The organism is Fusibacter sp. QWL-12 (genome assembly GCF_058683495.1).
Window position 1 is genome coordinate 1,234,734 of sequence record NZ_CM178745.1, and the last position, 22,508, is coordinate 1,257,241.

The following is a 22,508-nucleotide window of genomic DNA, read 5'->3' on the forward strand; positions in this document are numbered from 1 at the left end:
TTATATATAAAAAGATTTTTATGTGTTCGCGACTCGCATACGCACTGCGTTATAAAGCTGATCTAACGCTTTTTCTAGTGTTGCTTTTGGACAAGTAATATTCATTCTTTGAAAGTTCTCACCACCGATGCCAAACATCGTCCCTGAATTTAACCAAAGACCTGCTTCATCGGTTATGAAGCTGTTAAGCTCTGCAGGTGTTAACCCAAGCGCACTAAAATCGAGCCATAATAGATAAGTACCCTGTGGTTTGATTAGCTTTACCTCAGGTAATTTTTCGTCTAAAAAGTCTTCAATTAAGCGGATATTTTCTACGAGATATGCCTTTAAGGCTTTAAGCCAAGGTTCTCCGTGCTCGTATGCAGCTTGACAAGCTACAAACCCCATTACATTGGGAATGCCAAGTCCCATGCGAACCAGTTCTTTTTTAAAGTCTTCTCGAATTTGCTCATTGGCAATAAATATATTGGACTGCTGAAGGCCCGCGAGGTTAAAGGTTTTGGATGGCGCTGTACAAGTGATGGTTCTGTTTAAATACTCCGGCTTTAAGTCAGAAAAAACAACGTGTTTATTTCCAAAATCCTCATACACAAAGTCTGCATGAATTTCATCAGCTACTACGATGACATCGTGCTTCACACACAAATCGCCCAGCTTCGTTAAATCCTCTTTTGACCATACCCTTCCTATTGGGTTATGTGGGTTACATAGAATAAACATTTTAACTTGATTCTCTACGATTTTGCTTTCAAAATCTTCAAAATCTATTTGGTATGTGTCGTTTGTAAAGAGCAGCTGATTGACCACAAGATTTCTTTGATTGGTAAGGATGGATTCTGCAAATGGATGATAGACCGGCTGTTGTATGATGATGCTATCGCCGACTTCAGTCAGCGTACGGATGGCAACACAGATCGCGTTAACGATACTTGGTGTCATAACGAGCCATTCCTTTTGAGGCGACCATTGATGATGTTTGATCATCCAATTTTGAACTGCATTAAAGTAATTCTCAGAAATAGCATCTGTATAGCCAAAGATACCGTGCTCTGAACGCTCTTTCATCGCATCTATGACTTCCTTTGGTGCTTTAAAGTCCATATCTGCAACCCAAAGTGGGATTAAATTTGATGGTTTCCCCATGTTTGCAGCAGCATCATATTTAATCGAATTTGTATTGTAACGGTTGATGACCTCATCAAAGTCAAAACTGCTCATCTTAGCCATAAGTCCTCCTAAATTAATCTATAGAATTTCAACGCCTGATCTTACGAAAACGACGCACTAACCTATTTCCAATTTCTATAAATCTATAGTATCATAGATAAAAGAAGTCATACAAATATTCTTTAATATAAAGGAGTCCTCCATGTTTATAAAGCAAACCCTAGAAGAAAAGGAACGTTCTATTCGAACGGATTATCCTGAAAAGTGCCGCCTTACAGGCAAAAATGCAGCGGTGATTAAAAAGATTCAAGCTGTTGTTGGCAATACCAAATCCAATCCTGAAAAGCTTGTTGGCGTGGAAGGCATTTGGGCATGTAGTCAACTGATTAAATACGATGTAAAGGTGAAAGCATTACTACTCGATCTCGATAACATCACAACCAATGATGCCTATCAAATTATGATTTCTCTTTGTGAAATGGCTGAAGAAATCCACATCGTATCAACGACGACATTTAAGAAAATTGCTGAGGTTGGTACCTCTGCAGGTATCTTTGCGCTGGCAAAATTTCCACAAACGTTCTTACACAATCTTAGCCCGAAAAAGCATGAAGTGATCGTCGTATTGGATGGTCTAGAAATCCCAGGTAACATCGGAACGATCATTAGGTCTAGCGATGGCACAGACACAAATGCCATCTTCATTTGTAACCGAAAAACGCGTGTTACACATCCAAAAATCCTTAGAAGTAGCCAAGGCTCATGCTTTAAAGTACCTATAGTAGAAGATGAAACTGCAAACATCATCGAATGGCTTACTAAAAACAATTATAAAATCATCTTAACCGATACGGACGCAGATAAGTTCTACTACGAACAAAATTACAATGGCAGAATCGCCATCGTTATGGGCAGTGAACGCTATGGTATCTCGAGGGATTGGTACGATGCAAACCTTAAGACTGATCTTGTGAAAATACCGATGTATGGTGATTGTGATTCACTTAATGTGGGAATAGCAGCAACTCTGATGTTATATGAAGCTGCTATCTACAGAAGTGGTGCGAGACGCTAATTTGGGGTATTATATATATTTATACAATCCAATTATAGGTGGTGATTCATATAGACCCTAATTCTGTCTTTCAAAATGTTTTTGACAAAGCACCTTCATTAACCGCCATTCTTTCGCCAGATGGTGAAATCTATGCCGTTAACCAGTCTTTTATTGCGCTTAGTGGCTAGACCGTGAAGTCATTATCAACCATGCTTACTGGGATTTACCTTGTTGGATTCATTCAGATGAAATGCAAAATAGAATATTATTCGCTATAGAAGAGGCAGCGATCACCTTTCAAACCGTGCGGTTTGAGGCACAATATAAAGATTATAATGGTAAAATTAACGATTTAGATTTGAAAATTAAACCTGTCTTTGATTCAAACGAACAGGTTGAATACTACATTGCTTTTGGCTACAACGTCACCGAACTCGTTAAGGTGAGAAGAGCACTCTCTAATCAACAGCGTCATCTTACTGCCTTGTTTAATCACTCAAAGGAAGGCTATTTGTTTAACATTTTGCCCGAGGGGCTTAAATTAGATGCATTTGTAGATAAAAAGGCACTCCTTAACGATAGTATCCGATATCTTAAGATCGTCGAGATTAACTCTGCACTAGAGAACATATTAGGCATTTCAAGTTTTGATAAGGTAAAAGATAGCCGCTTTTACGAGTTATTGAAAATTCCTGGTGCATTGTATCGAAAATGCGTGTCTGAAATTATCGAAAAAGGTGAATATAACTTTGAACACCATATTGAAAATGCTGTAGGTGAATTTAAAATTCTTGAAATTACACTCTCTACTATCGTGAATGAAAACACCTATTACGGATTTTTTGCTGTCATCCGCGACTTGACGATCCAAAAAATATACGAGGCCGAGCTAGAGTACTTTGCTAACAATGATCCCCTAACCGGCCTTAGAAATAGACGCTATTATTTTTCTTTTTTAGATAAAGTATTTTCAGATCCAAATCACTCTGGTTTTATTTGTATGTTCGATTTAGATCACTTTAAAAACATCAATGACTCGTATTGTCACGATATGGGCGATGAAGTTCTAAAGAAATTCTCAGAACTAGCAAGGTCTCACTTTAAGTCCTATGCAGATATTTGCAGATATGGCGGCGAAGAATTTCTAATCTATTTATCCTTAGTTGATTCGGAGTCAGTTTATCAACTCCTTGACGATTTTAGACGAAAGGCATCCGAAATTGAATTTAAACCTGAAAACCACTCATCATTTTCCATAACGGTTAGCGTCGGAATTGCATCCTGTACATTAGAGACACCCTTAAACGTCGTAATTTCAAGAGCTGACAAAGCCTTGTACCAATCAAAAAATAACGGTCGAAATCGTGTTACGATTTGTGAAGATCAATAAAAACTAAAAACTGGTTTTAATCGCTTCTGTCGACAGTTGATTGTTCCACATTTCATCTTCACAAATATAAACTGTTCGGTAACTACTACCGTCAGTTTTTACATACTCAATCAAATAAACCTGACCAAACTCCACCTTTGCAGGATAGTTGTCGTAAGGTAGCACCTCTCCCGTTTTACTATGGCCTTTAAAAATCTCGTAGGCATCCTCTAACCGCCAAAACTCCCGGTAAGAAAAATCCTTAAATCCTGTCAAATCTTGCTTCCCAAAATAACCTGCATCATAGATCTGACCTTCAACCTCTTTTTGATCGATTCTGATAGGTTGAATGGCTTTCGCCAACCAGCTTAAATCCTCTGAAACGATCTGACTGCTGTACAGTGACATGAGTTGTTTCCCCATACAATCGATTTGACCATTGTAGCTCATTGCATCCAGTCCAGTATGAGCCGCACCATAAATGCCCATAATATCTTCATTATTAACCACTGAAAGCTCTCTTAAGAAGTTCTCCACCATTTTATTTTCTCTATAATTATCGTCATTTTTCTCATAATAACACTGACCTTGTTCCATCACTTCTAAAGCAATTTTATAGGATTCACTCTCAGCCAATCCCTGTTCCTCAAGATAGCTTAAATACCGCTTTCCAATCGTTTGATATTGATGCCCGACGTCAGTGCCGTGAAAGATGGTTTCAGGAAGTTCATCTTTAATTCTCTTATAGAAATTAATATAATCCATGTTATGCGCTGCAGTTCCTCTAAAATCATCATAGATCGTCATTATGATTTCATCATCTTCTGCTTTCATCCAAAGATTAAAGTACTCCGCCGTATAATAAGGCATTTCGATAAATAAATGACGCATCCCTTGATTCTTGTAAAATCCTTTCCAAATCTCAAACTCATGATCTAAGATGCGCTGAACACTATGTTCTTCACCATACAAATATATATGACCTGAGTAATTGGGCATTATGAGCGCCCACTCAGAATCGGTCGGTTCACAAATATCATTGACATTCGTCGTTTCTTCTGAATATGTATCCGTACCACTATATCCTTCTGCACTCTGATTTTCACATCCCGTTGCCAGTGCGACGATGCACCAGATTAGGACAAAAAACAGGATTGAAAGTACTTTAGAATTTTTGCTAATCCAACGTTTCATCTTTACCTCTCTATCTCTCTTGCAATCTAATTCTTGTTAGTAAAACGTCATTAAATAGACTTGTGTTGTTAATATACTGTCACCCTTAAATCACTATAGCATCCTTTTATTGGAATTCTCTTAAAAAAAAATTAAAAAGCGGCTTTTGCCGCTTTTTCGTTTGAGTTATGGGTTAATTCTATTTGGTATCTGGATACCGCTCCTTTAAAAATCGAATGGTCTCTAAAATCAATTCTTTCAGTATGACTTGATCGATGTCTGCGAGCTTGTTCACATAGATACAGCCAACTCCCTTTTTGAACTTACCAAACTGCTCTAAGAGGGCATCGTTTTTTGGGGTCTCCATATACACATACAGTGAAATGGCTGCTTTCCTAGGTGAAAATCCCACAAGTGGCCAATCCCCTTCTTGCTTACTCCGATCTGATTTATAGTGATAGCTTCCAAATCCAATGATGGATGGGCCCCACATCTTTGGTGTATATCCCGTCACCTCTTGGAAAAAAGTAAGCAGTTCAAAGGCGTCTTTCTTTTTCTGTTCTGTCGCTGCAAAGGCTTCGATAAAAGCGTTTACATCTGCATCCGTTTGTTTGGTTTTCAGTTCTGCCATCATTTCACCTCTCAATCAAAGGATAACATGAGTATAATACTCAAATAAATCATTGCTCAAATAAATCATTGCTCATATTAATAATAACTTTTTACCTAATCACAGCTAATCGTCTAAGCATAATACTGCGCCTGAGCATTCCAAAGTGCCGCATATACGCTTTCGTTCTTAAGCAGAAGCTCGTGTGCGCCACGCTCTTTAATCGTGCCGTTTTCAAACACCAAGATGTCTTGGCAAAAGCGACAGCTGCTCATACGGTGAGAAATATAGACGCTGGTTTTATCTGCCACCATTTCGTCAAAGCGTTCGTAGATTTCAGCTTCACTGAGTGGATCCAGTGCTGCAGTTGGCTCATCGAGGATGACAAATGGCGCATCCTTGTACAAGGCTCTTGCGATGGAAATTTTTTGACCTTGTCCACCACTGAGATCGATGGCATCTTCTGTGCCATTTTCTATAACCGTTTCTATCCCTTTATCCAGTGTGGATACAAAGGAGAGAACACCTGCTTTTTCAAGACACGCTGTCACCTTTTCAGCATCATAGTCTTTTCGAACGGCTATGTTCTCTGCTATCGAAGCAGAAAAGAGATAGAAGTCTTGAAAGACCACACTAAACAGTGACAGGTACTCTTCGTAGTTGTACTTACGAATATCGATACCGTTAAGGGTAATATACCCTTCCGTTGGGTCATATAATCTTACTAAAAGCTTGATAAAGGTTGTTTTACCTGCACCATTTCGTCCGACAACCGCCAATTTATTTTTGAGCGTAATCTTCGCATTTACGTGATGAAGCGTATCTTTATCGCTTCCGGGATATCTAAAACTCACATCGTGAAACTCGATTTCATAGATGTTATCCGTTCTCTTTTCTATCGGGAGTGTGCCTGTATAACGTTTGTTAACACGTTCGAGATAGTCGGCTAGTGGTAGAAGGTTCTTGGTCAAACGATTGACCTCACTCTCAGACCAAACGAGCTTTGAACTGGCTTGATGAAACTGTAGGAATGCACCTGCATATTGCGTTAAAGCACCGATACTGATGGCACCTGTAACGACCTTCACCAGTACAAAAAGATAGGTTACGATAGAAAACAGTCCACTTTCTAACCCTTCTGATAAAATCCGTTTGCCACTGCTGATCCCCATAGACTCATAAAGTGGCATCGCCTCTTTGATGAACTTGTCCATATTTTTATCGATTAATTCCTGCATGCCATTGACGCGAATGGTTTTACCGCTCTCTGTATCGTAAAGGACCTCGCCGATCCAATAACCGATTTGATTTTCTACAATATAGTGCTTTTCAGCTATCGCATCGTCTATCGCCTTAATTTTTATGGATTGATGCTTTGACATTTGAAGTCCTAAAAGCCAAGCGGTGATTAAGTTTATCCCTGTAACAATAGGGTTTGCCATGATCGCAAGAATGCCTGTCGATGTGTTTGGTACACTCAAACAAAATATAACGGAGAAAACAACTGCAGTAACTGCGCTTAATAAATACTTAAGCAGATCTTTGTAGGTGGTGACCAAATGTCCCAAACCACCGTTAAACTTTGCTGCTTCTTCTGCATTTCTAAGTGCTTTTAATGCTTCTGAGTCACTGATGACATCGTACTCAAGCTCCATTCCCTTCTTTCTTATGAGAATTTCAAGGTTGTTTTGAAGGCCTCTTTGACTTTGTTTGGTTTTATAGAGAATGATTGCATCTAAGCCTCCGATGATCAGGAGTGTAACGATCATAATGCCCGCATAATAGCCTGCGCGGTTATAGTCAATGGTTAGGAGTCGATCGATGATTTGCGCAGTGAAAACCAAAGCGACATAGGGGAGTGCGGTGGTTAAGACCGCATCGATCAAATTAAGTGGTATCAAATCCCGGTCGATTTGCTTAACGACTTTAAGGAGTCTAAAGCCTGCTTTATGTGTGTTTTTAAAGGACTGCCAACGATTCATATGCACTCACCTCCCTATTGGATTCGAATTCTTCTTTATAGTATTGCGCTTGTATGTTAAACATTTGTGCGTAGTCACCTGAGAGTGAAATTAAGTCCTCATGAGTCCCTATTTCTGTAAGCTGTCCTGACTTCATAAAGCAGACGCGATCACAGAAACGCGTACTGCTGAGGCGATGTGAAATAAACAAACTGGTTTTGTCCAACGAAAAGGTGCTGTAGGTTTCGTACATTTCACTTTCTGCGATGGGGTCAAGTGCTGCAGTCGGCTCATCAAGTATCAATATCGGTGCGTCTTGATAAAGTGCTCTTGCAAGCATCAGCTTTTGCGTTTCACCACCAGAAAGAAGCACGCCATTTTCTGAAAGGTGGTGTGTCATATCGGCATCTATGCCACTGGAAAGTGAAGCAATTTTTTCCCATAAACCTGCTTTTTTTAGGCTTTCGACGACCTTCTCGCGATCGGGCTCCAATGAACAGGAAACGTTTTGTGCCACGGTTGCCGCATAGATTTTTAGATCTTGGAACACCACCGAAAAAGCCTTGTAGTACTGTTCACGACTGATTTGTGTCATGTCGATGCCATCAATGGTAATCCTGCCCCTCGTCGGTGCGTAAAGCCCTGAAATCAGTTTAACAAGTGTGGTTTTTCCTGCGCCATTTGCGCCGACCAATGCGACCTTTTCACCAGGGCGTATGGTTAGGTTGATGTCTGTCAGGACATCTTGTTCGGCACCATCATAACGGAAAGAGACGTTTTCAAGCTTAATCTCGTGTTGTCCCTTTTCAAGTGATAGTTGTGTGATGCTGTTTTCAGGCTCATTGCCGTATGCTAGGAAGTCACGATACTGAGAAACGGTATACGCATTGGCTGCGATTTGTTGTACCGCTACGAAAAGCTGCTGCATCCATGCGCTATAGCCTGCGACAACCCCTACCATCAAGAGCAGTTCACTGATACCGATTTGTCCGAGTGTCATTTGACGTATGAGAATAAAGTACACCGCACCGTCTCGAAGGGCATTGATGAGTAGGATGATGAGGTTCGTGCTGGTTTCCAATCTGAAGTATTTGCGGTACACATCTGCATAGGCTTTTGCAACGGCATTCAGCTTTTCACACAACCAGTCCTTCATCTGATAAAGGATAATATCGCCACGTGCATCGACGGTCATGGTCTCGTGAAAACTCTTTTTTCTGCGCATATATAAGCTGAGCATGTTTTTGTACATCTTATTCCAGTAGTTGCCTTGTATAAGACTTAGTGCACTAAAGACGATTGCAGTGACGAACATGAAGACGAAAAGCCATGGGCTGATTTTGATAACGATTAAAGAGTAAAGTAAAAAACCTAAGACGTTGAGCACGACTTTGGGGAAAGCTGAGAGAAACGCTTCGATCCCATGTTCATTGCCGTGAAAGACGCATTCGTCTGCTGCCCTTACCTTTTCTTGACCTTCTTTGCGCTCAAGGGCTTCGAAGTTCATGTCTAAAATATGACGACGCTTAGGCGCTGCCGTGGTGATTCTTCCTAAAAAGTAGTCCATCTGCTGAACGTTACCGATATATGCGGTTGCCACTGAAAGTCCCTTTAGTATGAGCACATAGCCAATGATAAAAATAAAGATCGTCTCTAGCGCTCGGTCACTTTGAAGCTGCGCCACTGCAAAGCTTGGAAATGCCATAGCGATAAATGGCGATGCCACGCCAAAGAGGATTGCGAGTAGGTCGTGAAGGTGGTATTTTTTACCCACACCCTCATGGTAAAGATGGATGGCAAATAAATAATTACTCAAAACCGAGTAGGTTTGAGGATTTGATTGCTTATTGCGATTGTGTTCATGCTTTTGTTTTGATGATTTTGAATCGGCTGCCATAGCTCACAGTTCCTTTCGATATGATTTCTGTTTTGAAGATAAAATATTATAATTGCGAAGTCTTACTTTTATGAAGTGAGTATAGCAAAAAAAGTGGTTCACCAACCACTTCTTACACGAATTGTCGAAATACTGCACGAAATGCAGATCGCTGTTAAATAATGACATTTAATAGCCATTATTTGTTTGGAATCATAATCTCTGTGGCAAAGACCCCTGGCTCTTGGTTAAGCGAAATATAGCCGTTCCACTTGTTCACCACTGCGGCGACGCGCTTAATCCCGAGACCATGGTTGCCTCTTTTAGTAGAGATAAAATGCTTTTGCTCGAAGTCCATTTCCTCTAAGGCTGCATTTTGAATCGATAGATAAAGCTGTTCTTTTTGCATCGCCAAATAGATTCTAACGAAGCGCTCTGACTTAGCCACTTTATCACAGCTTTCTATGGCATTGTCCAGTAGGTTGCCCAATATGGTACAAAGATCTACATCGCTGATGAACAGATCATCCGGTAAAAAAGCATCACAGGTAATTTGAATGTGCTTTTGCTCAGCCAATGTCAGCTTGCTGTTGATGATCGCATCTGCCATAACGTTGCCTGACTTCACATAGGTATCGACCTTTCTTAAGGCATCTTCTATCCCATCGAGATAGCCACGCGCGGTCTCCACTTGATTTTGATCCAGAGTCGCCTTAAGCACCTGTATGTGGTTGTGATAGTCATGTCGCCATCCCCTCATATTGAGATAGATGGCCTGAATCTCATGGTACTGTTGGCTGAGCATCTGTTCTCTCAGCTCCTTTGTGGTATGTAGAAAACCCTTCTCATAGCCGCGAAGTGTGGTTTCAAGCAGTGCAAAAACTAAAGTCGCTATGGCAATTAGAACAAAAGGCGACGATACGAGTATCCTTAGATCGGCATAGATCAACAGTGCGTATACCAGCGTTACTGCACCAGCATTCCACACTCTAAGGTAGTTTCTTTTATAGCTCAGCCCTAAGAAAAGGAGCTCAAGCATAAGGATAACGGCTACGGTCTCTGTGAGCCACCCCCCTGACTGTAAGGTTAAATTCATAAGTAAAAGCCAACCCCCATAGATGAATGGGCTAAGCCAGTTCTCCCCAAAAACTGTTTCTGAATAATAATATAAAAAGACCTCAGTGACGAAGAGGATGGCGAGTGTGCCCCAAATCGGCCAAGGCGTTAGTTGGCTTAGGAAGAAAAGCGTCATGTTAACCAGTATGAATACGACGTTTTTAGAGGTGCCCTTGACGAGCCTTCCGCCTGCGAATATCCCATAGAGGTAGAGGAGCAGTAGTGTGAAATGGACGATCATAGATTTCTTCCCCTTCGATAATAGTCTAGATAACACTGGTTGACCTGAGCCCATTTGCCTCTGGCAATAGGAATCTCGTGGCCACCATCCATTAAAACAGTGGTCTTTGTGATTTTTGAGATCCGTTCAATGTTCACGAGATAGGAACGATGCGGCATGCAAAATCCACTGGCTGACAGCTCTGACTCAAACTGATTGATGCCCTTATTGATGGTGATTTGAGTCTTTAGGGTTACCACCTCTGTGTCGTGTTTGTGACTTTCTAGGTAGATGACATCGGATAAATACACCTTTTCAAAGGCGTCTTTGCCTTCTAACAGCAGGACGGCTTTGCTTTTTTCACTCATGGCGCGCACGCAATCCAGTGCAGTAAAGAGCTTTGATTCACTTGCAGGCTTTAATAGGTACGTCACCGCACCGACATCGTAGCCCTCAAAGACAAAATGCTCGTATCCCGTTATAAACAAGATGGGAATATGGGCATCGTTAAGCCGGATGGCTTTTGCAAGCGCCATACCATTCATGGCACCCATCTCAATATCGAGGATTAAACCATCGGCATCCGACCAATTTTCTATGTCAAAGAGCATGGCTTCTGCACTTGGATAGGTCATAAGCTTCAGTGGCTCTTTTCTAGCCTCGCTCCAAGCGGTGACCGTCCTTTCAGCCCATTCTCTTGCTGTTTTTTCGTCATCACATATGATTAGTTTCAAGGATTACCTCTCTTAATAGCTTGATAAAATCATTCGTTTGGCTCGGACACAAAGCAAAAGACCGACTCTGTCGATCGTGATGCGTCGTATGCAAAGCCCATTACAAGGATGTCTTTTAAATCCTCTGGTGATGCTGCCTTCATCACTGCAGCCTGTCTCAAAAACTGCCCTCTCGCCATCTTTGAGAACGTTGCTACGTTGACGAGCTTGCCCTCACGTCTTTCTTTAAACTCTATTTTGATGACTTGTTTGTGTGGCTTCTGTTTGCTTTTACTATGTGAATTTCCCTCATTGAGCATTTCTAAATCCAGCAGCTGACTGTACTCCTCAGACGCTAGATCGATGATCCATTTGCAAGGATGTTTCACCATCGCTGCGGTTACTCTCTTTTTCCAGTACTGTGATAGTGACTGTTCTTCCAGAGTGATGGGATTATCAAGGTCTAAGCGATAGGGTCTAATCTGCTGCTTTGGCGTAACAAGACCATAGAGTGCTGAGCCAATGATGAGATGTGACGCTAGATATGACTTTTCACTTTCATCGAGCGTTGCATAGCTTAAATTTTTAAACACAAGCCCTTCAAACAGATCAATGGCTGCACCTGTCTCCTTAACTCTAAGTAGTTCATAAGCCGTTTGCGCCACCTTATCACTGACCTTATAAAAAGCTTTTAGTTCATCGACGCTAAGCTTTGAAAGCTGGGTCCTTAGAGTAGCTGCAGGCTGTTTTGCCAGTATAAACGGCCCCTCAGCCTCAGCCGTCATCTGTATTAATTTCATAGTTTTACTCGGACTGATATAAAATAGCATGTTGTTCCTTTCTAGTGCTTTAGGCTTGTTTCCAGCCCGTTTTGTTTATCTTTATTTTAAGAATAAATTAGCGACGCTTCTCACCACATTGACCATCACATTCTTTGATTTCAAATCCACTGCCTCCACCATACAGAGCTCATGACAGCACAAACAATCGATACAGATGCTATAATCGATTTTCTTCGTCGCTCTATCGATGGCACTTACAGGACAGCTGTCCACGCATGAGTTGCAGTTCACGCATTTTTTCGTGTTCACCACAGGGACAACCTTAAAAAAGTCAATGACCCCTTTTACGCCAGAATTGTCCTTAGTGACGTTAGTCACATAGCTTTTAGGCAGTTCGTAGTTGCGAAGCACCTCATAATCACCGACAACTTCGATCTCCTGAGGCTCCCAACGACCGATGCCCCTTTTGATGCTGGCTTTTAAGATGTCCACGCGTTCAGGCTTAATCCCCATCATCTCGATGGCGATGCGATCCAGCGCCAGCGGATCTTCAGAAATTAGCACCTTACCCGCTGGATAAGGCTTACCCGCCGTCGGCCCTTCTCCCTGCATAGAGACGATCCCATCCATGATGTGCAGCGGCATGTTGTGAATGGATTTATGAATATCCGCTAATACCTCTCCAAAAACCTCTGGATTCGGTGCATCGCGGTGATACTTCGCCTTTCTAAGACCTGGAATCGCGCCAAATAGGTTCTTTACCGCACCGGTGTAGATGCCCATAGAGTGCGTCTTCATCTTTGGCAGATTGATCACCACATCCATTTCCTCGATGGCCTTCGTGATAAAAAGCTCCTCAGTATAATTTTCATCTGACTGCTTCGACACGGGTCCAACCTCATCGAAATTGATTAAGGTGAACCCTTCCTCTTCAGCGATGCGCTCAATCCCCGCTACTGTAAAGCTCTTCTTCGTCGGTGCCATACCAGCGATTGCACCCCCTGAGCTATCCCCCACGTACACCTCTGCCCCAAGTTCCTTCACCAGCTGACCCACCGCTCTGACGAACTCAGGATGCGTCGTCGCAGCACGATCTGCCTTCTTTGGACCGATGAGGTTAATTTTAAGGAGTACCTTCGACCCTTCCTTTATATAATTGGAAAGACCGCCCAAAGGGTTTAACCCTTCTAAAATCGCCAATTTCACACGGTCGTTTTCATAATCCGAACAATTTTTTACGATTACCTTACTCATCTCGTTACCCCCAATTATCTCGAAACCTTTTTCAATATATAACTCGCCAGTTTTACAATGACCACACCACCAAAAATCAGCATGGCTAAATTCAGCATCAACCATTTAATGCCAGTAAAGATCGGCGCAAGATAAAGTGCAATCCCTAGTGGGCTCGGATACGTCGCCATGGCAGTTGAAACGGCGATGTTCTCTAGAAAGTCAAAAATCACTGCGATAAAAGGCAGAAAAATCAACCCTTTTCGCCACCCACCTTTTAAAACGATGCTCAACCCCGAAGTCAGCCAAATTCCATAGACGATGGGCCATAGGATGTCGAAGCGCACCTTAGCGATGATATACTCTTTTCTAGCCAGCTCACTGTAGTTAGAGATGAGCGCTTTTAAATCAGAAGCCGAATAGATGAACTGCGTATCCGGTGACGCTAAGCCACCTGTTGAAAGATCACTTCTCGTCGCTTCTCTCGGTAAAAAGACCAAAAGAAAGAGGATAAAGAGTGCTGTTAAGGCTAAAAATACCCATTTGCTATTCAGTCGATCGATCAGAAGGTATATCTGGCTTTTTCTTTGCTTTTCTACAGGCATCTTATTCACCTCCCATAAGCTCATGATCCATAAACTCTGCAGAAGGAATGCCCAGTGCCCTTATTAACCTCGCCCAGTAGTTAACCTGTGCGGCGGTCGTTACGATGACGATGATTTCACGTTCATCAAAGGTGGCTTTCACCTCTGACATAAAAGCATCGCTTATGACGACTGGTGTCTGCGTGATCATGCGCGTGTATCGGATGGCGAGCTTTTCCCTCTCAGAAAAAGTTGGAATCAAATCTAGGTCAAGGGTGCCTTGAAGGCCTTGAAGCTCTTCAGCAGAAATCGAGTTGTGTTCATAGCCATTGCCGTTCATATCGATGCAAAATGGACAAGCTGACAGCAGAGATACCTGTATCCGAATCAGCTGTAAGGTCCTTGTGTCTAGCTCGCCCTTGCCTTTTCCATGTGCCACTAAGCCTTCCATTACGCCGGAGCTGATGGCCGCTTTAGGGTACCAAGCCAATAATCTAGGCGGCAATAAGTCTTTTCCCGTGACCCGCCTTGCGAAAAACAAGCCAATACGGATATAAAACGGTATTTTAGAAGGTGGATCGATATACGCTTTCATAGGACACCTCGCAATCTGATTTAATTATATCACCATTCATTTAAAATCGTCTTAGAACTATAACCCATTTAAATCTTTATACTCAAGTATAGCCGCTAGAAAAGCTTTGCCATATCTATCATACTTCTTCTCACCAATCCCCTTTATGTCGAGAAATGCTTCCTTAGTGGTTGGCAGTTCACTTGCGAGATCGGTAAGTACAGAGTTGGCAAACACGACAAACAAAGGCACATTTTTTGACTGTGCGATGTCCGATCTTACTTTCGCTAAAGCGTCATATAGCTCAGGGTGTTTCGCAGCCGTATTGGCACGCTTTTTAGCCTTTTTATGTGTCTTAACCTCTAGACGTGTTTGTTTCATCACAATTTTTTCTTCACCTTTTAACACCGCTCTTGAAAGAGGACTAAGTCTCAATATAGGATACTCATCTGAAGTCATCATTATATAACCCTTTGAGATTAAGAACATGATTTGCTCTTTAACGATTTCAGTAGAGACCTCTTTCATGAGACCATAGGTAGAAAGTCTGTCGAAACCAAGCTCTCTAACCCTTTGCGATTTTGCACCTCTTAGGACGTCTACCACTAGGTTAATCCCAAAGCGTTGGTCCATGCGATAGATACACGACAGTATTTTTTGTGCATCCTCTGTACAATCGATCTCCTCTGATTCATCAAGACAATTGCTACAGCTACTACACGCTTTAATTCCTTCACGTTCGCCAAAATAGCTCTGAATTTCACCTCTTAAACAATTGTTTGTATTACAGTAATCGATCAGACTTTGTAGGTTCTCCATCTGTATGGTAAAACGCTCTCGATCGGTACTATTTTGTGTGATGAGCATCTTCTGCTTAACGATATCCGACGAATCGTACATCAGAATACAGTCGCTTTCAAGGCCATCACGCCCTGCACGACCCGCCTCTTGATAATACGCTTCCATGTTTTTCGGCATATTGTAATGGATGACAAATCTGACATCTGGTTTATCGATGCCCATACCAAATGCATTTGTGGCAACAATTATACGTTTTTTATCGAGCATAAAGGCATCTTGAACGCTATTTCGCTGTTCAGCCGGCATGCCACCGTGGTAAAAGCCTGCGTTTATCCCATCTTTTTTCAGTGCCTTCGCCACCTGCTCTACCGTCTTTCGAGTTGCACAGTAGATAATTCCCGTATAATCAGAGGGTACCTCTTTTAGCCAATCTAGCAAGTAGGCGTATTTCTTAGGTGGCTTCACCACGCGATAGATGAGGTTTTCACGATCCACACCAGAGATGTATTGACCTGGCTGACGGAGTCTTAACAAGTCGATGATGTCTCTTTTTACTGCGTGTGTGGCTGTTGCAGTAAAAGCTGTGATGACAGGTCTTTTCTTAAGATAAGTGACCCACTCAGAAATCACCTTATAGCTCGGTCTAAAATCGTGTCCCCATTGACTGATACAATGCGCCTCGTCCACGGCGATCAGGCTAATGTCCAGCCCCTTTGATAGTTCGAAAAACTGACCGGTCATCAGTCCCTCTGGCGCGACATAGATCAGTTTATAGGCACCATGTCTGATCGCCATCAGCCTTTGATTCAGCTCTGGAAGAGACAACGTACTGTTAATAAAAGTCGCTGAAATCCCATTTTGATCCAAGGATTCAACCTGATCCTTCATTAGAGCGATCAGCGGTGAGATGACGATGGTGATGCCCTCTAGCATCAATGCTGGAATTTGATAACAGATGGATTTGCCACCACCTGTGGGCATAATTACAACTGTATCTTTATATTCTAAAATCGACTGAATGATCGCTTCTTGTTGATCTCGAAAGGATTCATAGCCGTAGTATTTTTTTAAGAGCTCATGTTTTGTCATTTTTTCTCCATTTCTATTACTCTAAAGCTGACTTGATTTATAATCGTTAGTGTAAATCTATTATGACATTTATATTTCTATCTTATCCTAAATAACTGGAATATTCACTATTACTTTCAACTAAAGGTGCAGCATAACAATTTATTTCACCATATTATGGATATTTTGTCTTTGAATCAATATTATGTTATGATTAGCAGCAGCGATATGGGTATAGATAGGGATAGAAAATACTTAAGCTAGGAGGCAGACATGCAATATACAACCATCGATAAATTTGGAGCAAAACTGTCGAGAGTGGCATTTGGTGGCGTTATCGTTTCTGATGAAACGCAAGAGGATGCCAATAATTATGTGGCTGAAGCCATCGATGCTGGCGTCAACTACTTCGACGTAGCACCGACTTATTCAAATGCTGAAGAACGTCTTGGACCTGCACTGTTAGGCAAAAGAAAGGATGTTTTTCTCGCTTGTAAAACTGAAGACAGAACCAGAGCGGGGTCTCAAGCCCTACTTGAAAAATCACTAAAGCTATTAAAGACCGATTATTTTGATCTCTATCAATTACATGCTGTCTATAGCTTATCTGACGTTGAGCGCACCTTTGGTCCAAACGGCTCCTTTGAAACGTATTTAAAGGCAAAGGAAAAAGGCTACATCAAGCACATTGGATTTTCAGCACACTCCACTGAGGCCGCTCTCGCACTCATGTCTTACTATGATTTTGATAGCATTCTATTTCCATTTAATTTTGTATCCCTACTAAAAAACGATTACGGCAGCTATGTGCTTGAAAAAGCGAAAGAGAAGAATATGGCCATTCTAGGAATCAAGTCCATGGCTCAGACAGAAAAACAGCCTTCAGACGCTGTGAAGCATCCAAAGGCTTGGTATCATCCTATAGAAGACTATAATCTTGCAAATCTAGCGATGAGATACACTCTTTCTCGTGGTGTAAACATCGTTGTCCCACCAGGAGACATTGACCACTTTAGATGGGCTGTAAAAATCATCGATCAGCTGGATCAACCCCTTACCGAAGATGAGCTTACCCTTTTAAAAAATGTGGCTAAAGAAAATGTGCCTCTTTTCCCACTTAAGGCAAGATAAATCAACTCTTTGTTAAGCTTTCAAGGGCAATTCTATATTCAAAAAGATTGCCTGTCATAATGCCATTGACTATTGAAGGATCTGAATTCATTATTGCATTCGCTTCTTCCCAATCCTTCGCCTGTAATATGACGATGCCAAATCCATCCTCATATTCTCTATTGGTACGTCCGACAATTAGAGCGACCCCTTTTTCTGTTAGATCCTTTAAATGGTTAAAGTGGTCGCTCACTATTTGACGATCCGCCTCTGACCAAGCTTCATCTGAATTCAATCTTTGAACTAACTTTAATTGATATAAATATTGATTCATCCTATTCTCCCTCACCTATTCGCTTAAAATTGCCTCTATTTGATTCATCACTTGATTGAAAACTGGCTTATCATTTACATTGGATAACAGAACAAACCCCACATCTAACTTGGGATAAAATAGATTGATGCTTCTGACGCCATTACCGCCACCTGCATGGTACTGTTTATGAACTGTTCGCCCCGATTCAACTGCTTCCTCCAAAAAGATACCATAGCCAGAAAAAACACCCTCAGCTATCTTAAACTGCTTATCAAACATTTTGTAGACACAAGCGTCACTTATAATTTTACCATTTCTAAGCCCAATAGTGAACTACTCACCACTAAAACGCACTACGTTTTGAAGTGGGAGCTTCTTAGTCAATGCACCTAACGGTGCAAGTTTACCTAAGCTATTCCCGTCGTTCCGACGGTTCTGTAATTCAGTATATTTATAGATGCATTAATATCTCTATCGTGCTCTGTACCGCAGGATGGACAATTCCATTTTCTAATAGCGAGGTTTTTAACTTCGCTATTTTTATGTCCGCAAATATGACAAAGCTGGCTGGATGCATAGAACGTATCAATTTTGATGAGTTCTCGTCCATACCAGTTTGCTTTGTAAGATAGCATTTCGACAAACATCGACCATGATGCATCTGAAATGTGCTTCGCTAACTTGTGATTTTTGACCATATTTCTAACTTTTAGACTTTCCACTTTGATAACTTGGTTTTCGTTTACCAATTGTGTAGAGACTTTGTGTAAGAAATCTTTTCGAATGTTAGCAATTTTTTCATGTAGAAGCGCTATTTGTTTTTTGTTTTTATAGTAATTATTGGAACCTTTTTCTTTTCGAGCTAACGACTTTTGCAAGAATGCCAACCTTTGTTCATGTTTTATTAAGGCTTTTGGAGATAAAATCTCATCACCATTTGAAGTGACTGCGAACGTTTTAAGTCCAAGGTCTATGCCAATAGAGTTCATTCCCTTAGTCAATGGTTCGATGTTTGTCTCAACTAATATGGATGCGTAATATTTTCCACTGCTGGAGCGCTCAATAACGACCGATTTAATTACGGCATCATTTGGCGGTTGTCTATGAAGCTTTATTCTTATGGGCGTTTTCAGTTTAGGTATTTTGAGAAATATTGAATCAATTAGTCCAACGGTACCATTTTGATTGTTAGTTTTGAATTTTTGATTATAGGTTTTCTTCTTGAATTTTGGAAAACCTTGGTCATTATTACCTTTTTTGATTTCTCTAAAGAAATTTTTATAAGCTGACTCCAGGTTGAGTTGAGCGTTGGCTAATGCCAAGGAATCAACCTCTTTAAGAAATGGGAACTGAGCTTTATACTTAGCGGGAGTGCTATTTAACGTTTCGCCATTTATTTTGTAATGCTCAATCTTATCATGAAGCATCGCATTATAAATAAAACGAACACAGCCAAAGGTTTTCGCAAAGTAGATTTTTTGTTCTTCAGTTGGATAGATTCGATAGCGAAAAGCCTTCTGTTTTAACATGTACACTCCTTTCTAAGAACGTTTGTTCTTTATTTACATTATACGATATTTTTACTTTTCATACTACTTCTAAAACAAAAAAAGAAGCAATTCATCCCACCACCTACGCTTCGCTTAGAGATGGGGGAATTCTTGCTATGTTTTGTTAAATCGATTGATATCTTCTATGCTGGTGTATAGACCACCACCTGCACCCGCAATTCGCATATCGATGAACGCCGCATTTTTAAGAACCCCATCGCTGACATCGTATGGGCTAGCTCTATGCTTAACGATCTTTTGGTAGTGATCAAATCCAGAAGCCTTCATACCAAGTGGTTCAAATAAATTGGCTTGAAGATAATCTTCATAGCTCAATCCTGTCAGAAGCTCAATTATATAGCCGAGAAGTAGGAACCCCGAGACCGAATAGGCAAACTGTGTACCCGGTTTAAACTGTAGTGGTTGATCCTTAAAAATATGGATTAATGCTTTTAATACATGATTTGCTCTAAGCACCTCATAAAAATCATAATCCAGCTCACTTGGCATCCAGAGCAAAAAAAAGAGCGTTTCATACGCATTGAAACGCTACTTAAATACTGCCTCTGTTTGACTCCAAAATAAAGAATACTGATACGTATAAACTGGCTCATAGTCTTCATAACTCAGTTCAAAGATTTGAAGGATGTCATTACTAAAAAAGAATGCCGCATTCCTTTCGAAATCACCTTCAATGATGCTCTTTCTTTCAAACTCTCCAGTACTTAAATCAAACCATTCTATCCCATAAACGGTTTCCCCTTGATAGGAAGTACTGCCGATATAGAGAATCTCATTTCTAAGATCATTTCTTTGAAGCAAATGTAATTCCACATGATCTGCTACAAATGTGTGCTGCAGTTTTACCTTAAAGGTGTTTGCGTCACAAATCAAAGCCATCGTCCGATCTAGTCCACCTACATGAGGCACATCTAAGAACTTAAAAATCACCATCGCCTCATCCGAATCGACATCAGTAAATGCACCATACTGAATAGAATCAAGTACAATTAATTGACTCAACTCTTTATCCTTCATCATTTCAAGATAATCGTCTTGACTTCTATCCACTTGACTCAAAAGATTCGCCTCCAAATCGCTCAAATCATTCGTATTAGGCGTACATGCCGTTAAAACTAAACCAAGTAGAATCACACCCAAACCAAGCTTTATGTATTTCATCATCTTCGGCTCCCTTCTAAATAAACGATCACAACTTCAAACTAATATTTCGCCTCTCACAGCACAATTCATCCTCAATATCTATTCTACTCGAAAACCCAACAACTCTCCATTTAGAACTCAAAAATAAGGGTATGGATACATATGATAGATAAATTTTTATCAGTTGTCTATTCAATAAAGTGGATTTATGGAAAGGGGTTGAGTTAGGATGAAAAAAGCATTATTGGTGCTTGTAATTATTATCATTCTAGTTGTTGGCGGTATATATGTGTTTATCAGTACAGGGAAAACGGTAGATGTTACTTGGACTGAAGCCGACTATGAAACTGCTTATGAAAAGTCACAGATCACTGTAGAAAGCATTGAAGAGTTAAACCTTGTGACATTGGCAAAAGGCGATTTTACAACATCAGGGACCAATGCCATCGAGGCGGCTTTTTCAAACGAAGAGATGAGTGCGCTCATTGATACAGCAAATGCTAATGGTGGTCCAATCACCGACTTTAAAGTTTCATTTAATGGCAATAATCAAGGGGAGATGAGTTTCAATTTAACCGATGCTTTTATTGATTTTATTAAAGAACAAAATATGGTTGAGCTAGAAAGCCAACGTCTGCTTGCTAGCATTTCACCCTTTATATTAGCTTCAACGAGCTCTAGTATGTCAGATACGGTTATAAAAATCATCACAAATGTCGCTGCAAATAAGCCCGTATACGCTAAGGGAACATTGATTCGCACGAGCTCAAATTCAATCAGTATCGATATCACTTCCCTTCAAGTCGGACAGCTTCAAATGAGCGATAGCGTTATCAATAAAGTCGAGACTGAGGTCGTACGATTTGTGAACGGACTCATTACAAGCTCAAACGGATTTTCAATTGAAGAACTTCGTGTGGAAGATGGTGCGCTATATTATAAAGGTACACTCCCAGCTGAAATACAGGGTACAAAGCTAAATCAATAAGCGATAGAAATGTTGAAATTTCAGCATTTTAGCAAGGTTACTTTTTCTAAAAAATGAAACAAATTATTTTTTTCAAATAAGTGTTGACATAATTTCAAACCACTGATAATATAGTTTGCATAAGAACTGTTTTAATGCGAACTAATTTTGAACGAGGTAAATATGCAAAAAGAAAATCCATATGCGTTTCAAATCCTTCAGCAAATCCGAGAGCTCTACGGGCAAATCAACTTAAGCTTCTCACATAATGACCAGCCAGTATCTGAAGCCTCAAAGGGCATCGTCAGTCATTTGACACCTCAGCAGCTATTGGTTGTGAAGCTTATTGGACACGAAGGTCAAACGACCATCTCGTCATTATGTCAGCAAATGTCGCTTTCAAAAGGAACGGTTTCTGGCATCGTCAGTCGAATGGTCGCAATGGATATTTTAGAAAAGCATCACGACACTGAAGATCGAAGAACCATTTGGATTCGTTTTAGCCCATCAGGGAAAGAACTGGCCAAACACTTTCGATCACATATGTCAGATGTTTTAGATGCACTCGTTCAAGACTTTACAGTAGAGGAACAAGCAACACTATCAAATGATTTAAATCGATTGATCCAATCGATTAAACAGAAGAAGGAGTAATTTTATGGAACCAAAATTAATTTTAGCAATCGTTATGATCACATCAGCACTTGTATTTTACACTTGGGGCGTTTGGGCAGAGCATAGAAAAGGCCGCCTTGAGCCAAAACACCTCATTCTCTTCCTTATCGGACTTTTCTTTGATACGTCAGGTACACTTACCATGAGCTTTATCGCTAAGGGCAGCGACACCGTTATCACTGGCATCAACTGGCACGCAGTTACAGGTGGGTTAGCAATTGGTCTCATGCTCGTACATGCACTTTGGGCAGCCCTCGTACTCAAGAAAAAAGACGAAAAATCACAAGCATCCTTCCACAAGTTTAGTCTTATGGTTTGGTTAATCTGGTTAATCCCATATGTAAGTGGAGCATTTGTCGCAATGCGATAATCAAAAATAAAATTAAGCTGAAGTCTCAATAATCTTGGACTTCAGCTTTTTT

The 22,508-nt window shown here is 40.8% G+C and carries 23 protein-coding genes; 6 read left to right on the forward strand and 17 right to left on the reverse strand.

What is annotated here, in order from left to right; all coding sequences use genetic code 11:
* Window positions 1-18: 18 nt before the first annotated feature.
* Window positions 19-1,227 (reverse strand): MalY/PatB family protein, encoded by a 1,209-nt coding sequence (locus tag AC4PID_RS06315; protein WP_492134719.1) that lies wholly within the window; start codon window positions 1,225-1,227, stop codon window positions 19-21.
* A gap of 142 nt (window positions 1,228-1,369) precedes the next feature.
* Here AC4PID_RS06315 and AC4PID_RS06320 point away from each other — a divergent pair, with 142 nt between their 5' ends.
* Window positions 1,370-2,242, forward strand: a complete 873-nt coding sequence (locus AC4PID_RS06320; protein WP_492134720.1) for a TrmH family RNA methyltransferase — start codon at window positions 1,370-1,372, stop codon at window positions 2,240-2,242.
* A gap of 232 nt (window positions 2,243-2,474) precedes the next feature.
* On the forward strand, window positions 2,475-3,614 hold the full coding sequence (locus AC4PID_RS06325; protein WP_492134721.1) for a sensor domain-containing diguanylate cyclase: 1,140 nt from the start codon (window positions 2,475-2,477) through the stop codon (window positions 3,612-3,614).
* A gap of 3 nt (window positions 3,615-3,617) precedes the next feature.
* Here AC4PID_RS06325 and AC4PID_RS06330 read toward each other — a convergent pair whose 3' ends face one another.
* From AC4PID_RS06330 to recQ, 11 genes are all read right to left on the reverse strand, one after another.
* On the reverse strand, window positions 3,618-4,787 hold the full coding sequence (locus tag AC4PID_RS06330) for a hypothetical protein (RefSeq protein WP_492134722.1): 1,170 nt from the start codon (window positions 4,785-4,787) through the stop codon (window positions 3,618-3,620).
* A gap of 178 nt (window positions 4,788-4,965) precedes the next feature.
* Window positions 4,966-5,397, reverse strand: coding sequence for a DUF1801 domain-containing protein (locus AC4PID_RS06335; protein ID WP_492134723.1), 432 nt, complete (start codon window positions 5,395-5,397; stop codon window positions 4,966-4,968).
* A gap of 113 nt (window positions 5,398-5,510) precedes the next feature.
* Window positions 5,511-7,358 carry an ABC transporter ATP-binding protein gene (locus tag AC4PID_RS06340; RefSeq protein ID WP_492134724.1) on the reverse strand — a complete coding sequence of 616 codons (1,848 nt, stop codon included), beginning with the start codon at window positions 7,356-7,358 and terminating at the stop codon, window positions 5,511-5,513.
* Window positions 7,336-9,234, reverse strand: a complete 1,899-nt coding sequence (locus AC4PID_RS06345; RefSeq protein ID WP_492134725.1) for an ABC transporter ATP-binding protein — start codon at window positions 9,232-9,234, stop codon at window positions 7,336-7,338. Before AC4PID_RS06345 ends, AC4PID_RS06340 begins: the two co-directional genes overlap by 23 nt.
* A 178-nt stretch (window positions 9,235-9,412) precedes the next feature.
* Window positions 9,413-10,570, reverse strand: a complete 1,158-nt coding sequence (locus AC4PID_RS06350) for a sensor histidine kinase (protein ID WP_492134726.1) — start codon at window positions 10,568-10,570, stop codon at window positions 9,413-9,415.
* Window positions 10,567-11,283: a LytR/AlgR family response regulator transcription factor gene (locus AC4PID_RS06355; RefSeq protein WP_492134727.1), complete on the reverse strand. Its 717-nt coding sequence runs from the start codon at window positions 11,281-11,283 to the stop codon at window positions 10,567-10,569. Before AC4PID_RS06355 ends, AC4PID_RS06350 begins: the two co-directional genes overlap by 4 nt.
* A gap of 29 nt (window positions 11,284-11,312) precedes the next feature.
* A complete protein-coding gene (locus AC4PID_RS06360) occupies window positions 11,313-12,062 on the reverse strand; it encodes a YaaA family protein (RefSeq protein WP_492134728.1) in 750 nt (249 codons plus the stop codon).
* 81 nt (window positions 12,063-12,143) lie between these two features.
* On the reverse strand, window positions 12,144-13,298 hold the full coding sequence (locus AC4PID_RS06365) for a DUF362 domain-containing protein (RefSeq protein ID WP_492134729.1): 1,155 nt from the start codon (window positions 13,296-13,298) through the stop codon (window positions 12,144-12,146).
* Between the two features lie 14 nt (window positions 13,299-13,312).
* On the reverse strand, window positions 13,313-13,882 hold the full coding sequence (locus tag AC4PID_RS06370) for a hypothetical protein (RefSeq protein WP_492134730.1): 570 nt from the start codon (window positions 13,880-13,882) through the stop codon (window positions 13,313-13,315).
* 1 nt (window position 13,883) lies between these two features.
* Window positions 13,884-14,456 carry a carboxymuconolactone decarboxylase family protein gene (locus AC4PID_RS06375; protein ID WP_492134731.1) on the reverse strand — a complete coding sequence of 191 codons (573 nt, stop codon included), beginning with the start codon at window positions 14,454-14,456 and terminating at the stop codon, window positions 13,884-13,886.
* A 57-nt stretch (window positions 14,457-14,513) separates the two neighbouring features.
* Complete coding sequence (gene recQ / locus AC4PID_RS06380; protein WP_492134732.1) at window positions 14,514-16,325, reverse strand: DNA helicase RecQ; 1,812 nt, start codon at window positions 16,323-16,325, stop codon at window positions 14,514-14,516.
* Window positions 16,326-16,577: 252 nt separating this feature from the next.
* On the opposite strand from recQ, the gene AC4PID_RS06385 reads away from it, so the two are divergent.
* Window positions 16,578-17,435 (forward strand): aldo/keto reductase, encoded by an 858-nt coding sequence (locus AC4PID_RS06385; RefSeq protein WP_492134733.1) that lies wholly within the window; start codon window positions 16,578-16,580, stop codon window positions 17,433-17,435.
* A gap of 1 nt (window position 17,436) precedes the next feature.
* On the opposite strand, the gene AC4PID_RS06390 is transcribed toward AC4PID_RS06385, so the two are convergent.
* The 5 genes from AC4PID_RS06390 to AC4PID_RS06410 all read right to left on the reverse strand — a co-directional run bounded on the left by AC4PID_RS06390 (window position 17,437) and on the right by AC4PID_RS06410 (window position 20,465).
* Window positions 17,437-17,748, reverse strand: a complete 312-nt coding sequence (locus tag AC4PID_RS06390) for a YciI family protein (RefSeq protein WP_492134734.1) — start codon at window positions 17,746-17,748, stop codon at window positions 17,437-17,439.
* A gap of 15 nt (window positions 17,749-17,763) precedes the next feature.
* Entirely contained in the window at window positions 17,764-18,009 is a 246-nt protein-coding gene (locus AC4PID_RS06395) for a hypothetical protein (RefSeq protein WP_492134735.1), read from the reverse strand.
* Window positions 18,010-18,137: 128 nt separating this feature from the next.
* On the reverse strand, window positions 18,138-19,259 hold the full coding sequence (gene tnpB / locus AC4PID_RS06400) for an IS200/IS605 family element RNA-guided endonuclease TnpB (protein WP_492134736.1): 1,122 nt from the start codon (window positions 19,257-19,259) through the stop codon (window positions 18,138-18,140).
* A gap of 135 nt (window positions 19,260-19,394) precedes the next feature.
* Complete coding sequence (locus AC4PID_RS06405) at window positions 19,395-19,790, reverse strand: serine hydrolase domain-containing protein (RefSeq protein WP_492134737.1); 396 nt, start codon at window positions 19,788-19,790, stop codon at window positions 19,395-19,397.
* 39 nt (window positions 19,791-19,829) lie between these two features.
* Window positions 19,830-20,465 carry a hypothetical protein gene (locus AC4PID_RS06410; RefSeq protein WP_492134738.1) on the reverse strand — a complete coding sequence of 212 codons (636 nt, stop codon included), beginning with the start codon at window positions 20,463-20,465 and terminating at the stop codon, window positions 19,830-19,832.
* Between the two features lie 208 nt (window positions 20,466-20,673).
* Between AC4PID_RS06410 and AC4PID_RS06415 the strand changes: the two genes are divergently transcribed.
* The 3 genes from AC4PID_RS06415 (at window position 20,674) to AC4PID_RS06425 (ending at window position 22,456) form a co-directional block, all read left to right on the forward strand.
* Window positions 20,674-21,432, forward strand: a complete 759-nt coding sequence (locus AC4PID_RS06415; RefSeq protein WP_492134739.1) for a hypothetical protein — start codon at window positions 20,674-20,676, stop codon at window positions 21,430-21,432.
* Between the two features lie 162 nt (window positions 21,433-21,594).
* Window positions 21,595-22,065, forward strand: coding sequence for a MarR family winged helix-turn-helix transcriptional regulator (locus AC4PID_RS06420; RefSeq protein WP_492134740.1), 471 nt, complete (start codon window positions 21,595-21,597; stop codon window positions 22,063-22,065).
* A 4-nt stretch (window positions 22,066-22,069) separates the two neighbouring features.
* Window positions 22,070-22,456 carry an HsmA family protein gene (locus AC4PID_RS06425; RefSeq protein WP_492134741.1) on the forward strand — a complete coding sequence of 129 codons (387 nt, stop codon included), beginning with the start codon at window positions 22,070-22,072 and terminating at the stop codon, window positions 22,454-22,456.
* Window positions 22,457-22,508: the final 52 nt, after the last annotated feature.

Bases quoted from the DNA above. Each gene is read 5' to 3' on its own strand.
- AC4PID_RS06315 (WP_492134719.1), bottom strand. From the start codon at position 1,227: ATGGCTAAGATGAGCAGTTTTGACTTTGATGAGGTCATCAACCGTTAC.
- AC4PID_RS06320 (WP_492134720.1), top strand. From the start codon at position 1,370: ATGTTTATAAAGCAAACCCTAGAAGAAAAGGAACGTTCTATTCGAACG.
- AC4PID_RS06325 (WP_492134721.1), top strand. From the start codon at position 2,475: ATGCAAAATAGAATATTATTCGCTATAGAAGAGGCAGCGATCACCTTT.
- AC4PID_RS06330 (WP_492134722.1), bottom strand. From the start codon at position 4,787: ATGAAACGTTGGATTAGCAAAAATTCTAAAGTACTTTCAATCCTGTTT.
- AC4PID_RS06335 (WP_492134723.1), bottom strand. From the start codon at position 5,397: ATGGCAGAACTGAAAACCAAACAAACGGATGCAGATGTAAACGCTTTT.
- AC4PID_RS06340 (WP_492134724.1), bottom strand. From the start codon at position 7,358: ATGAATCGTTGGCAGTCCTTTAAAAACACACATAAAGCAGGCTTTAGA.
- AC4PID_RS06345 (WP_492134725.1), bottom strand. From the start codon at position 9,234: ATGGCAGCCGATTCAAAATCATCAAAACAAAAGCATGAACACAATCGC.
- AC4PID_RS06350 (WP_492134726.1), bottom strand. From the start codon at position 10,570: ATGATCGTCCATTTCACACTACTGCTCCTCTACCTCTATGGGATATTC.
- AC4PID_RS06360 (WP_492134728.1), bottom strand. From the start codon at position 12,062: ATGAAATTAATACAGATGACGGCTGAGGCTGAGGGGCCGTTTATACTG.
- AC4PID_RS06365 (WP_492134729.1), bottom strand. From the start codon at position 13,298: ATGAGTAAGGTAATCGTAAAAAATTGTTCGGATTATGAAAACGACCGT.
- AC4PID_RS06370 (WP_492134730.1), bottom strand. From the start codon at position 13,882: ATGCCTGTAGAAAAGCAAAGAAAAAGCCAGATATACCTTCTGATCGAT.
- AC4PID_RS06375 (WP_492134731.1), bottom strand. From the start codon at position 14,456: ATGAAAGCGTATATCGATCCACCTTCTAAAATACCGTTTTATATCCGT.
- recQ (WP_492134732.1), bottom strand. From the start codon at position 16,325: ATGACAAAACATGAGCTCTTAAAAAAATACTACGGCTATGAATCCTTT.
- AC4PID_RS06385 (WP_492134733.1), top strand. From the start codon at position 16,578: ATGCAATATACAACCATCGATAAATTTGGAGCAAAACTGTCGAGAGTG.
- AC4PID_RS06390 (WP_492134734.1), bottom strand. From the start codon at position 17,748: ATGAATCAATATTTATATCAATTAAAGTTAGTTCAAAGATTGAATTCA.
- AC4PID_RS06395 (WP_492134735.1), bottom strand. From the start codon at position 18,009: ATGTTTGATAAGCAGTTTAAGATAGCTGAGGGTGTTTTTTCTGGCTAT.
- tnpB (WP_492134736.1), bottom strand. From the start codon at position 19,259: ATGTTAAAACAGAAGGCTTTTCGCTATCGAATCTATCCAACTGAAGAA.
- AC4PID_RS06405 (WP_492134737.1), bottom strand. From the start codon at position 19,790: ATGCCAAGTGAGCTGGATTATGATTTTTATGAGGTGCTTAGAGCAAAT.
- AC4PID_RS06410 (WP_492134738.1), bottom strand. From the start codon at position 20,465: ATGATGAAATACATAAAGCTTGGTTTGGGTGTGATTCTACTTGGTTTA.
- AC4PID_RS06415 (WP_492134739.1), top strand. From the start codon at position 20,674: ATGAAAAAAGCATTATTGGTGCTTGTAATTATTATCATTCTAGTTGTT.
- AC4PID_RS06420 (WP_492134740.1), top strand. From the start codon at position 21,595: ATGCAAAAAGAAAATCCATATGCGTTTCAAATCCTTCAGCAAATCCGA.
- AC4PID_RS06425 (WP_492134741.1), top strand. From the start codon at position 22,070: ATGGAACCAAAATTAATTTTAGCAATCGTTATGATCACATCAGCACTT.